This is a genomic window from Globicatella sanguinis (assembly GCF_002847845.2).
GTDB lineage: Bacteria > Bacillota > Bacilli > Lactobacillales > Aerococcaceae > Globicatella > Globicatella sanguinis.
Genome location: NZ_CP126962.1, coordinates 270521 through 282698 on the forward strand (window position 1 = coordinate 270521; position 12178 = coordinate 282698).

Sequence of the window (12178 nt, forward strand, 5' to 3'; positions counted from 1 at the left end):
TTGAAAAAATCAAAATAGAGAAGGAAGAGGATTATGAGTGGGTATATATATGGGTATGCAAGGGTAAGTACACGATCACAAGAATTGTCTCGTCAGTTGGATTTGCTCAATGAACATAACTGCAACGAAATACTGACCGAAAAAATGACGGGAACCAAAGCTAACCGTCCGCAATTAAATCGGCTGAAAGATAAATTGCGTCCAGATGATACAGTTATCGTGGAAAGCTTCTCTCGTTTGGGGCGCAGCACAAAAGATTTAATTGATCTTGTAAATTACTTTGAAGAACATAATGTAAAGTTGATCAGCTAAAAAGAGAATTTTGATACGGTCACTCCCCAAGGGCGACTTATGATGACTGTGTTTCAAGCATTTAGTCAATTTGAACGAGATTTGATTGTTGAACGCACAAAAGAAGGTTTAAAAAGTGCTCGAGCTAGAGGGCGAAAAGGCGGGCGTCCTCCTGTGAACCAACGAGATATTGAACGAGCAATAAAATTGTACAAAAGTGAGGAATATAGTGTGAAAGAAATTGTTGAGATGACAGGAATCAGCAAGTAAACGCTTTATCGTTACTTGGATAAATAAAAATTGACGATTAATTTTATTTAATCGTGGGAAAGAGGTGTTCTCATGAACCAAGAACTTCCTCCATTAACTTCATATTCAGAAGAACTACGACAAAATGCGATGGATAAATATCAAGTGATTGCCCCTTATCTTAAGCATGAAGAAAGTTTGAGTAATATTGCTGAAGAATCAGGGGTTCCAAAAAGAACTTTATACCATTGGGTAAATCAATATCAACAATCAGGGTTGAAAGGATTGATCCGAAGAAAGCGCTCGGATTCAGGAAGCTTTAAAGTAGAAGAAAATGTACAAGAAGAAATTAAAAAGCTTATATTTGAAAACAAAAAAACACCTTAACTTCTATTCATCGGAAAGTCTGTAAAATTTGTAAAAAGAAAAATTGGGCCCCGCCTAGTTACAATCAAGTATATGCGATTGCTAAAAATCTGTCGCCACAATTAAAGGAACTTGCTCATAAAGGAAAAAAAGAATATCAAAATAATTATGATTTGGTTTATCGTCGTGAGTCTTATTATCCCAATGAAATATGGCAGGCTGACCACACTCCCTTGGATATCCTTGTTTTAAACGAAAAAGGAAAGCCTGAGAGGCCATGGTTAACAATTATTTTAGATGATTATAGCCGAGCATTTGCAGGGTATTTCCTTAGTTTTCAAGCTCCTTCTGCTATTCAAACTTCTTTAGTTTTACACCAAGCAATATGGAAAAAAAGCAACTCTGATTGGCAAATATGCGGTATACCTGAAACTTTCTATACCGATCACGGAAGTGATTTCACTTCAAATCATTTGGAGCAAGTCGCAATTGATTTAAAAATCAATCTTATTTTTTCTACGGTAGGTATGCCAAGAGGACGGGGGAAAATAGAACGTTTCTTTTTAACAATTAATCAATTATTTTTGCAAGATTTACCAGGTTACATTGGGAATCAAAATACTTTAAATGTTCTTACGATAAAAGAGCTTGATGAGAAATTAGCGCATTTTATTATATATGACTATCACCATAGAGTGCATGGCACTACAAAACAGGAACCTATAAAGATGTGGAATAATTCAGGATTTCTTCCTCATCAACCAGATAGTCTAGAAAGTTTAGATTTATTGTTATTAAATGTTGGAAAGCCAAGAAAAGTTCATTCTGATGGAATTCACTTCCAAGGTTTAAGATATATTGACACCAATTTAGCAGCTTATGTAGGTGAAACTGTTATCATTCGATATGATCCAAGAGATATTGCTGAGATTCGTGTATTTTACAAAGACCAATATTTATGTACGGCAATTTCTCCTGAAATTTCTGATTACGAAGTCGATTTAAAAGAGATTGTTGCGGCACGTAATAAAGCACGGAAAAACCTTAAAATCAGCTCCATTCTGGAAATAATATTGCGGAAGAACTTATTTCATCTAAGCAGAAAGAGTTAGATAATCCTGTAAACAAAAAAGATTCTAAGAAGTCAAAAATTAAGAGGTATTACAATGAATAAAACACCCTATTTTATTGAAACAAAAGAATATAAACGCTTTGTAGAATTTTGTCAGGCATGTATCAAATACAAATATATCGGAATTTGTTATGGATTACCCTGAGTTGGGAAAACTTTATCCGCTAAGCAATATTCAAATTGGAATTGGGTCGAAAAACAAATTGATTACAAAAAATCGGAAGAAATCGGAATGAATGCAGATGAAAAAATCCTTGAAGCGAAAACAATATTTTACACCGCTCCAGCCATACGGGCGACTAAAATGACGAATGAAATCGATATGATCGGTGGTAAAATGGGTATGGTTAAAAGTATGTATAGAGTTCTTCAGTTAGGAGCAGAAGAAAAATACTCAACGAATGTGTATGAAGAAATTGATCTCATTATTATTGATGAAATAGATCGATTAAAAGTACAGCATTTAGAACAATTAAGAGATATTTATGACCAAAAAGATGTGGCTATGATCTTTATTGGAATGCCGGGTATAGAAAAGCGATTGGCTCGTTATCCTCAACTCTACTCGAGAATAGGTTTTGCCCATGAATTTGACAGATTGAGTAAAGACGAGATCCACCATATTCTGGAATACAAATGGGAAGAGTTAGGATTATCTGTCCAACTGGAAGATTTTGCTAATTATGAAGCTGTCACTAGTATTATTAAAATTACCAGTGGAAACTTTCGACTTATCCAAAGACTTTTCACCCAAATCGAAAGAATATTAGAAATCAATAACCTTGAAACTATCACGACAGAAGTAGTGGAAGCTGCACGAGATAGTTTAGTCATTGGAGTAAAATAAGTAATAAAAAGGACTATTTCATTTAGCGAAATAGTCTTTTTTTGTTCTATTAGTGCAACATAGCGCTTGAAGTTAGTGCGAAATAAAACCAAAATTTACACCTATACCTAATCACCAGGGAAATTTCTTCTATTCACAACCAAAAGCACACAGCCAACAAAATACAGTCAACCTTATATCTTCAATATCACAAACAAAAAAAGAGTGAATTCACAATAGTCACTAAACGTACCTATAACGATTCACTCTATCTTTTATTATCTTTTCATTTTAAACATATTGACGTTTTTCACCGTTCATATAAGCAGCATCAATTAAGCCGCCACCTAAACATTCTTCGTCACGATAAAAGACAACTGCTTGTCCTGGTGTTACTGCACGCACTGGTTCATCAAAAATAACTTTCGCTTTAGTGCCTGATTCATCCAATTGCACTTTCACGTTAATATCTTTCTGACGATAACGGAATTTAGCTGTACATTCAAATTCTTTTTCCGTCCAATTATCAGTTGTAAAATGAATTTCACTTGCTTCTAAATATTCAGAATATAAATTATCATGATGGTAACCTTGACCTACGTATAAGGTTTGAGTAGCTTGGTCTTTACCAATAACAAACCATGGTTCATTAGAAGTACCGGCTGTGCCACCAATTCCAAGACCTTGACGTTGCCCAATGGTATAATACATTAATCCCATATGTTCGCCCATTACTCGACCATCTAATGTCATCATTTTACCGGGTTTGTTAGGTAAATAATTCGCTAAAAACTCATTAAAATCACGTTCACCGATAAAGCAAACACCCGTTGAATCTTTCTTTTTAGCTGTCGCTAAACCAGCTTCTTCGGCTATTTTACGTACTTGTGGCTTTTCTAAATGACCTAATGGGAACATCGCTTTTTTCAATTGTGCTTGTGATAATTGACTTAAAAAATAAGTTTGGTCTTTATTTGCATCTTTACCACGCAATAAATGAACCACACCATTTTCATCTGTTTCCACTTGCGCATAATGTCCCATCGCGATATAATCCGCACCTAATCCCATCGCATAATCTAAAAATGCTTTAAATTTAATTTCTTTATTACACATGACATCAGGATTTGGCGTACGACCATTACGGTATTCTTGTAAGAAATATTCAAAAACGCGATCCCAATATTCTTTTTCAAAGTTGACTGAATAATAAGGAATGCCAATTTGTTCAGCAACTTTTGCTACATCTTCATAATCTTCCGTTGCGGTACAATAGCCTTCATCATCTGTATCGTCCCAGTTTTTCATAAATAAACCGACGACATCATATCCTTGTTGTTTTAATAATAGTGCGGCCACCGATGAATCGACGCCACCACTCATGCCTATTACGACGCGTGTATTTTTGTTATCAGTCAACACATGACCTCCTATTTATATTGTTATTTGTGTTCAATCATTACATTTCGATCGACAAAACCATCAAAAATAAAGTTAATTTTTTCTACTAACATTGCATTATTATCTAATTTCGAGACATCAACAGCAGTTAATTCATTACTCGTAACAGTCGAGATTTTTAATGTTTTCAAATCATTTTTTACTGTCACTTTCAATACTAAACCTCTCCGATGTTCCGTATCTAAAGGTCGTTTATATTGAAAATTACCACCTTTAGTCTCCATGAAACCATTATCTCTTAAGGTATAAGGTTTACATTCTGGGCTCATGCTAAATGTACGATTGAATCCTTTTAATGTTGCGGTTGTTGTGAATGCCATAATTGTTTGGTCCTTTCTTTTAAATTAATTAATTGTTGGATAAAGGTATCAATTTCTTCTTTGGTGTTTTGTTTACCAAATGATAATCGAATACTTTGGTGATGGCGCTTATCATCATTTGGATAATAAGCTGATAAAACATGACTTAATTCTAAACTACCTGCTGAACAAGCACTTCCAGCTGAGATAGCGATATTAGCTAAATCAGTTTGGACTAATAGCTGACTTGCATCAATATTGGGAAAGTATAAATTAACAATATAGGGTACTTGATGAGCGCCATTACGTTCAAATTCAATGCCCTTTTGCTTGATTTGAGCCATTAAATAATTCGCTAATTCACTAGCGGTGTCCAAATTAGCTTGGTTTGCTAATTCAAAAGCCTTCGTCAACCCTAAAATATAAGGAAGATTTTCTGTTCCAGAACGTAACCCGGCTTCTTGTCCACCCCCATGCAATAAAGGCTGAAGTGTCATTTTTTCATCCCATGGTTGATAAGCTAAAAAGCCAATACCTTTGGGTGCACCTAATTTATGACCAGAAGCCGAATAAGAAGTGGCATTTAACGCCTCGAGATCTACTTTACCATGACCAAATGCTTGAACGGCATCAACGTGGAACCATTTAACATGGTCATTCGCAATTTTTCCGAGATCTTCAATCGGTAAACGCGAACCTAATTCATTGTTAACCAACATCGCTACCCAACCAATTGTTTGTGTAGTGGTTGCGGCAATAAATTGTTCTACAGAAAAATTTAAATCATGAGGTTTTAAATAAGTGATATCGAAACCTTGAGTCTCTAAATATTTTAACACTTCTAACACTGATGGATGTTCAATTGCCGTAGCGACAATATGATGACCATAACCTAGTGCTTTTGCTTTCATTGCTTGTGACAGTATGGCCCAATTATTCGCTTCAGTCGCCCCACTGGTAAAATATAAATCTGCTTTTGGTAAATTAATTAGCTCTTTTATCTGTTGGCGTGCTTGATTAATTAAATGTTTATTTTTCTTTCCCGCTTGATAAACACTTGATGGATTATAATAATTTTCCAACAAAGCTTCATGGATAACTTTTGCTACTTCTGGATCAACGGGTGTCGTTGCGGCATTATCTAAATATATCACGACACATTCCTCCTTATCACATTGTCTATTATACTACATTCCAATTTGTTTGTGTATGGATAATTAAAGGACCCCTATCATTGAATCGATCATTTGATAAATAACATCCTAACAAACTATAAAATGCATAATCAATCCTTTCTTCATTCAAACGAATATCATAATGTATTCACAACTTCAGTATCATAACATATAATAAAAACGTAACCAAGACTTTTGCTTTAATTTAGTAAATATTTTAAAATAGAGTTATTAATTCATAAAAAACAAAGGAGGATTAGAATGTCTCAACCATTAGCTTACCGAATGAGACCTCGAAAAATTGAAGAAGTGATTGGTCAGCAACACTTAGTGGGACCCGGTAAAATCATTGATCGCATGGTTCGTGCTCAAAGACTCACTTCCATGATTTTATATGGTCCTCCAGGCACAGGAAAAACCAGTATCGCCAGTGCCATTGCCGGTAGTACACAACATGCCTTTCGCGTCCTTAATGCCGCCACTGACAGCAAAAAGGATATCGAAGTCGTCGTTGAAGAAGCAAACATGTCAGGCACCGTCATTTTATTACTGGATGAGATACATCGTTTAAATAAAGTTAAGCAAGATTATCTACTCCCCCACCTTGAAAGTGGACGAGTGATTTTAATTGGTGCCACTACTGAAAATCCTTATATATCCATTAACCCTGCTATCCGTAGTCGCGTACAAATCTTCGAAGTCAAGCCACTAACGAGTGACGAAATTGTTGAAGGCTTAACCAATGCGCTTTACGATTCAGAACGGGGCTTAGGTCACTATCAAGTTGAAATGGATGACAGCACCTTACGTCATTTTGCACATGTCACCAATGGCGATATTCGTAGCGCCCTCAATTCACTTGAATTAGCTGTTTTATCGACAGAAGCGAATGAAGACGGTAAAGTAGTCATTACTCAAGATATTGCTGAAGAATGCTTGCAACGCAAACGTTTGGCTCATGATAAAGATGGCGATGCCCATTATGATACCATCTCTGCATTACAAAAATCCATTCGTGGAAGTGATGTAGATGCTGCCCTCTATTATCTAGCGATTTTACTGGAAGCCGGCGAGTTAATTATTGCTTGTCGTCGCTTATTGGTCATTGCTTATGAAGATATTGGCTTGGGTAACCCTCAAGCAACTGAAAGAACAGTAGCCGCTGTCGAAGCCGCAGAAAAATTAGGCTTACCTGAAGCACGTATTCCGTTAGCCTTTGCGACTGTAGAACTTGCCTTAAGTCCAAAATCCAATACCACAATGATGGCATTAGACAATGCGCTAGCTGATATTCGCAGTGGTAATGTTGGCCCTATTCCTGATCACTTGAGAGATGCTCATTATAGCGGAGCAGCTAAATTGGGTCGTGGTGTTGAATATAAATATCCTCATAGCTATCCTGGTCATTGGGTCTTACAACAATATTTACCAGATAATGTTAAAAGTAAACAATACTTCAAACCAGATCCAACTGGTAAATATGAAGAAGCCCTCGCTAATGTCTATAAAAAAATAAAAAGTCAATCATAATTTCAAGCGGGAGTGGGCAAGAAGTAGAAAATTAAATAATTTTCGCTTCGTCTGCCCACCCCCGCACAGTTGAGTAGGCCTCAAACAAGTCGAAAGATGTAGGTTGAGGCCACTCAACCACTGCGCTATTAATTAACGAACAATAATTTTGACTAAATTTATCAAGTTTATGCCCAGCCTCTGCCCACTAGTGAAATAAAAAATAGTAACGCCTTAGATCAGAAAATGCATTTTAAATTAGGTTGAATTATAATGTCTAATCGCCCCATTTTAAAGCAACAAAACATTAAAGCACCTCACAAAAAGCGATATTTTTTTGCGATTAAGCTTGATGTAACTTGATTAATTGCGTGAAAGTTCTAAAATTAAATTAGCCACTTAAATTGTGTATCCTCCCCATTTTTATGATTGAAAATAAAGCTGCTAGTTGCGGTTGGGAGGGGAACTATTTTATGGCTTTCAATACAACAGTAGCACTTTACTTAATGGGAGAATCGGGTAAGCTAAATGACTCGACCGAAAATTTAAGCGTAGTGCGGAAGGTCGGGGAGTGACCCCGCACCCGATTCGACGATTCAGTCAAGTGCTACGGTATAGAAAAAAGTATAGAAAAAAACATCTCAAAACGTTATTATTGTAGTAACCAAACCAAAATAAAGGACGTTTTAAGATGTATCATCATTATAATTCATTTTCAGCAGAAAGCAAGACCCGAAATAAACATTTAACCTTGGACGATCGTCATAATATTGAGCGTTGGCACCGTAGTGGTAAGTCTAATCGTGAAATTGCGCGTCTTCTAGATAAAGCCCCTCAAACGATTCATAATGAAATCAAAAGAGGGCTTGTGCTTCAACAAGTGAGAAAAGGTCGCTTCAAAAAGATTTATTCTGCTGAGTATGCTCATTCTCAGTATTTAAAACAGCGTGACAAGTGTGGCCGCAAAGTGTCACTTGATAAGGAAACCAAAGAAACACTCGTTCATTTTCTGACCGAAATGAAATATTCACCAGAAATGATCGTTCATTCTAATCTTGTCAACGTTCCTGTTTCAACGATTTACTATTGGATTCATAACGGACATTTAGGTTTAACATCGAATGACTTACTTTATCCACGTAAATCAAAGAAAAAACGTAAGAATACTAGCTCGCAATTTAGAGTGAAAGGTCAATCCATAGAAATGCGTCCGGAAGTCATTAATCAGCGTGGTGAGTACGGTCATTATGAAATTGACACCGTGATTCTAACGCGCAAGACCAATAAATGTTTACTCGTATTAACCGATCGTCGGACACGCCATCAAATTATTCGACTGATTCCGAATAAACAGGCGGCATCCGTCAATAATGCTTTATTAGATATACTCAATGAATATGCGATTAAATCAATTACTGCGGATAATGGTGTTGAATTTTTTAGACTGCATGAAGTCTTTCCTTATGAGCATATTTATTATGCCCATCCCTATTGTTCATATGAACGGGGAACAAACGAAAACCACAATCGACTAATAAGGCGGTTTTTACCTAAAGGAACAACAGATGTAACGGAATTAGAAGTAAAGAAAATTGAAAACTGGATTAATCATTATCCGAAAAGAATGTTCAACTACAAATCACCATTTGAGATGATGTACGCTGGCTAATTTAAACTTGAAATTTGCCCTTGATTAATTGCGGTTTAATAATGATATTTTTGCAAAACGCTTTATTTATAAAACATTTAGTGCTATAATATAGTCATAGATGAGATATCTGAAGTGTACGTTGTTTACACATCGTGCGAACCGAACACTTTATCATTATATAGGGATTCTACTGAAGGTCTGGAATGACAAGCCTTTTACACTTGGAAGTCAGGAAGGATTTTCTTGAAGCCCACCTGCAGTTACTTGCGGGTTCATTACATGTGTACGCCATGACGGCATATTCGGATATTCTTATTAGCTGGCGCGAGCCAGCTTTTTTTATAAATGAAATTAAAGGAGTACTATATGATATTAACGGTTTTATATTTTGCTTTTCCCCTCTTAATGTTGATTATCGCTGGATATTTATTCTATTTCCGCCATGAACTAAAAGTTTGGTTAAACCTTGAAGATACTAAAATTATTAAAGCTCTCATTTCAGCCTTTTTCTCAATGGGATTAGTCGGTTTATTTTTAACTACCTTAAAATATGAAACTCTCTTTATCATTTGGATGATTTTGGCAATCTTATTAACGGGAGTACTCACCTTCATCTTCGTAAAATTAATGAAATAAAAGAACTCAATACTTTTAGGTATGAGTCGACTGAATTTTCTAGGTTCATTCGCATCATTTGAAAAAAATCTCCCTTGCTATCACTTATTACAGTGATAAACAAGGGAGATTGAATTATATTGTGCACTTTTGGGTTGGATTTGACTGTTATACTGGTTAAATTAGCTACGTAAGCCAATACCGCGATCCACTAAATAATATGCTAATGAATACAGTACCGCGATAAAAATGATTAAAATGGTAATCGACATCGCTATCGGTACATCGCCTATCCCTAAGAAACCGTAACGGAAACCCGAAATCATATAAACGATTGGATTGATTTTCGAAATAGCTTGCCAAAACGGCGGTAACATTGAAATGGCGTAGAACACTCCACCTAAATAAGTTAAGGGTTGTAGTACAAACGTGGGCACAATTGAGACATCATCAAAACTTCTAGCAAACACACCATTAATTAAACCTGCTAAAGAAAATAAAATAGCAGTCATTAAAATGGTCATCATTACCACTAACCATGAATGAACGTGTAATGGTACAAAGAATAATGACACCATGGTCACTAACGAAGCGACAATTAAACTCCGTCCAACCCCTCCTAATACAAATCCCAAAATGATAACATGAGTGGGTACAGGTGCTACTAATAATTCTTCAATATTCTTTTGTAATTTTTGAGAGAAGAATGATGAGGAAACATTGGCATAGGAACTGGTAATCGATGACATCATTATCAATCCTGGAACAATAAACTCCATATAACTGAAGCCTCCCATTTCACCAATACGTCCACCAATCATTTTTCCAAAGATTATAAAATATAGCGAAGTGGTAATGACAGGTGGAACTAATGTTTGAACCCAAATTCGCAAATAACGATTGGTTTCTTTCATCACTAAACTTTTTAAAGCTGTAAAATATAAACTAAACATGTTGATCCTCCGTCTGATGTTTCTCTTCGGTAATTTTCAGGAATAACTCTTCCAAACGATTCGATTTATTTCGCATCGACAGTACCTTGATGCCTTGTTTTGTTAATTGAGTAAAAATATCATTAACTCCTTGATTGCGCTCAACTTCGACTTCCAAGGTTTGGTCACCATCAAATTGATAAGCATAGCCTGCTAACTTAGGTTGTTGTTGCGATATATCCAAATCAAAGATAAAAGTTTCATGCTGTAATTTTGATAATAATGATTTCATACTGGTATTCTCAATTAGTCGGCCCGCTTGGATGATGCCAATATTACGACATAACATCTCGGCTTCTTCAAGATAATGAGTCGTTAAGATAATGGTAGTGCCATTAGCATTTAACTCTTGTAAGAAATGCCACATCCCCCTTCTTAACTCAATATCAACCCCGGCAGTCGGTTCATCTAAAATCAATAGTTTGGGTTCATGCATCAAGGCTCTAGCAATCATCAAACGACGCTTCATTCCTCCCGATAACATGCGCGCTTTTTCATCACGCTTTTCCCATAAATCTGCCTGTTTTAAATATTTTTCACTGCGCTTATAAGCTTCTTTACGAGGCACGCCATAATATCCTGCTTGATTGACCACAATTTGTTGGACGGTCTCAAATGGATTAAAATTAAACTCTTGTGGTACCAAGCCTATCTGTTGCTTCGCTTTTTCTAACTGAGTATCAATATCATAACCAAATACTTTAACAGTCCCAGAAGTTTTATTAACTAGGGAAGTAATTATACCAATAGTCGTCGACTTGCCAGCACCATTAGGGCCTAATAACGCATAAAAATCACCCTCAGAGACCTTTAAATCAATCCCCTTGAGTGCTTGTACTCCTGTATCATAAACCTTCTTTAAATCCGATATTTCCAATGCATAAGTCATATATAAGAAATCTCCTTTTTTTCATCTGATACTATTCTAACATCTATTTCAATATAGGTACAATGGAATGACTATTAAAAATATAGGATCTTTTTTAAAAGTGTTGGTGGACAGATTATTCTCCATAAACCCCACTATTTGACAAAAAGCCATCAATATTAGACGATGGATATCAAATTCAACGCTAGTTTTACTATCAAACAAAAAGAGATTGAACCCTAGAGCCCAATCTTTTAATTAATTTATTTATCTTCTTTGTCAGATAAACCTTCTTTAATACCTTCTACAGTATCTTTTACATCTTCAATACCTTCTTTAACAGCGCCTTTAACTTTTTCAGCAACGCCTTCAGATTGTAATTTTTCATTATCGGTAACTTTTCCGACAGTTTCTTTTACTGACCCAGATACTTTATCTAATTTCGCTTCATTTTTTTCATTTGACATATTCATTTCCTCCTTGTTTTATATCATACTTCTACTATACTACCTTATGATGAATATGTAAAATAATATGCTCATAAATGTTACTATCTTAAAATTAAAATTATGTGACTGGCCAGTAAACATTTCATTAGGCTTAAAATACTAATATGGATCGCCCGGTTGTTACAAAATTTTTATTAAACATTCTTCCATAGTTTATGCAGGGTAGATAGAATAAATAAATTTAATGTCAGCATTTTCATAGCTAAATGATTGAAATAATTAAAGATAAACCAAA

The 12178-nt window shown here is 35.5% G+C and carries 12 protein-coding genes, 1 other RNA gene and 1 pseudogene; 8 read left to right on the forward strand and 6 right to left on the reverse strand.

Going from position 1 to position 12178, the window contains the following annotated elements:
- Positions 1 to 33: 33 nt before the first annotated feature.
- The 4 genes and pseudogenes from CYJ72_RS01080 to CYJ72_RS01095 all read left to right on the forward strand — a co-directional run bounded on the left by CYJ72_RS01080 (position 34) and on the right by CYJ72_RS01095 (position 2885).
- Positions 34 to 561 (forward strand): annotated as a pseudogene (locus tag CYJ72_RS01080) (recombinase family protein).
- Between the two features lie 72 nt (positions 562 to 633).
- Positions 634 to 927, forward strand: coding sequence for a helix-turn-helix domain-containing protein (locus tag CYJ72_RS01085; RefSeq protein ID WP_002330462.1), 294 nt, complete (start codon positions 634 to 636; stop codon positions 925 to 927).
- A gap of 152 nt (positions 928 to 1079) precedes the next feature.
- Positions 1080 to 2018 carry a Mu transposase C-terminal domain-containing protein gene (locus CYJ72_RS01090; RefSeq protein WP_284630188.1) on the forward strand — a complete coding sequence of 313 codons (939 nt, stop codon included), beginning with the start codon at positions 1080 to 1082 and terminating at the stop codon, positions 2016 to 2018.
- A gap of 222 nt (positions 2019 to 2240) precedes the next feature.
- Entirely contained in the window at positions 2241 to 2885 is a 645-nt protein-coding gene (locus tag CYJ72_RS01095) for an AAA family ATPase (protein ID WP_081325865.1), read from the forward strand.
- 270 nt (positions 2886 to 3155) lie between these two features.
- On the opposite strand, the gene mnmA is transcribed toward CYJ72_RS01095, so the two are convergent.
- From mnmA to CYJ72_RS01110, 3 genes are read right to left on the reverse strand one after another with little or no spacing between them, the layout of a single operon-like run.
- Positions 3156 to 4283: a tRNA 2-thiouridine(34) synthase MnmA gene (mnmA, locus tag CYJ72_RS01100; protein WP_101813998.1), complete on the reverse strand. Its 1128-nt coding sequence runs from the start codon at positions 4281 to 4283 to the stop codon at positions 3156 to 3158.
- Between the two features lie 23 nt (positions 4284 to 4306).
- A complete protein-coding gene (locus CYJ72_RS01105) occupies positions 4307 to 4645 on the reverse strand; it encodes a cysteine desulfurase (protein WP_066124465.1) in 339 nt (112 codons plus the stop codon).
- Positions 4618 to 5778 carry a cysteine desulfurase family protein gene (locus tag CYJ72_RS01110; protein WP_284630189.1) on the reverse strand — a complete coding sequence of 387 codons (1161 nt, stop codon included), beginning with the start codon at positions 5776 to 5778 and terminating at the stop codon, positions 4618 to 4620. The genes CYJ72_RS01105 and CYJ72_RS01110 overlap by 28 nt, the downstream gene beginning before the upstream one ends.
- A 282-nt stretch (positions 5779 to 6060) precedes the next feature.
- Here CYJ72_RS01110 and CYJ72_RS01115 point away from each other — a divergent pair, with 282 nt between their 5' ends.
- From CYJ72_RS01115 to CYJ72_RS01130, 4 genes are all read left to right on the forward strand, one after another.
- On the forward strand, positions 6061 to 7329 hold the full coding sequence (locus CYJ72_RS01115) for a replication-associated recombination protein A (RefSeq protein WP_284630190.1): 1269 nt from the start codon (positions 6061 to 6063) through the stop codon (positions 7327 to 7329).
- 670 nt (positions 7330 to 7999) lie between these two features.
- Positions 8000 to 8977, forward strand: coding sequence for an IS30 family transposase (locus CYJ72_RS01120; RefSeq protein ID WP_284629657.1), 978 nt, complete (start codon positions 8000 to 8002; stop codon positions 8975 to 8977).
- A 103-nt stretch (positions 8978 to 9080) separates the two neighbouring features.
- A non-coding RNA gene (gene ssrS / locus CYJ72_RS01125) (6S RNA) lies at positions 9081 to 9272 on the forward strand.
- Positions 9273 to 9325: 53 nt separating this feature from the next.
- Positions 9326 to 9595, forward strand: a complete 270-nt coding sequence (locus CYJ72_RS01130) for a hypothetical protein (protein WP_066127039.1) — start codon at positions 9326 to 9328, stop codon at positions 9593 to 9595.
- Between the two features lie 161 nt (positions 9596 to 9756).
- On the opposite strand, the gene CYJ72_RS01135 is transcribed toward CYJ72_RS01130, so the two are convergent.
- The 3 genes from CYJ72_RS01135 to CYJ72_RS01145 all read right to left on the reverse strand — a co-directional run bounded on the left by CYJ72_RS01135 (position 9757) and on the right by CYJ72_RS01145 (position 11901).
- Entirely contained in the window at positions 9757 to 10527 is a 771-nt protein-coding gene (locus tag CYJ72_RS01135) for an ABC transporter permease (RefSeq protein WP_284630191.1), read from the reverse strand.
- A complete protein-coding gene (locus CYJ72_RS01140) occupies positions 10520 to 11455 on the reverse strand; it encodes an ABC transporter ATP-binding protein (protein ID WP_284630192.1) in 936 nt (311 codons plus the stop codon). The genes CYJ72_RS01135 and CYJ72_RS01140 overlap by 8 nt, the downstream gene beginning before the upstream one ends.
- A 242-nt stretch (positions 11456 to 11697) precedes the next feature.
- Positions 11698 to 11901 (reverse strand): CsbD family protein, encoded by a 204-nt coding sequence (locus tag CYJ72_RS01145; RefSeq protein ID WP_284630193.1) that lies wholly within the window; start codon positions 11899 to 11901, stop codon positions 11698 to 11700.
- Between the last annotated feature and the right edge of the window lie 277 nt (positions 11902 to 12178).

Coding starts and splice junctions, on each gene's coding strand:
- CYJ72_RS01145 (WP_284630193.1), bottom strand. CDS start 11,901: ATGTCAAATGAAAAAAATGAAGCGAAATTAGATAAAGTATCTGGGTCA.
- CYJ72_RS01135 (WP_284630191.1), bottom strand. CDS start 10,527: ATGTTTAGTTTATATTTTACAGCTTTAAAAAGTTTAGTGATGAAAGAA.
- CYJ72_RS01130 (WP_066127039.1), top strand. CDS start 9,326: ATGATATTAACGGTTTTATATTTTGCTTTTCCCCTCTTAATGTTGATT.
- CYJ72_RS01105 (WP_066124465.1), bottom strand. CDS start 4,645: ATGGCATTCACAACAACCGCAACATTAAAAGGATTCAATCGTACATTT.
- CYJ72_RS01140 (WP_284630192.1), bottom strand. CDS start 11,455: ATGACTTATGCATTGGAAATATCGGATTTAAAGAAGGTTTATGATACA.
- CYJ72_RS01115 (WP_284630190.1), top strand. CDS start 6,061: ATGTCTCAACCATTAGCTTACCGAATGAGACCTCGAAAAATTGAAGAA.
- CYJ72_RS01120 (WP_284629657.1), top strand. CDS start 8,000: ATGTATCATCATTATAATTCATTTTCAGCAGAAAGCAAGACCCGAAAT.
- CYJ72_RS01085 (WP_002330462.1), top strand. CDS start 634: ATGAACCAAGAACTTCCTCCATTAACTTCATATTCAGAAGAACTACGA.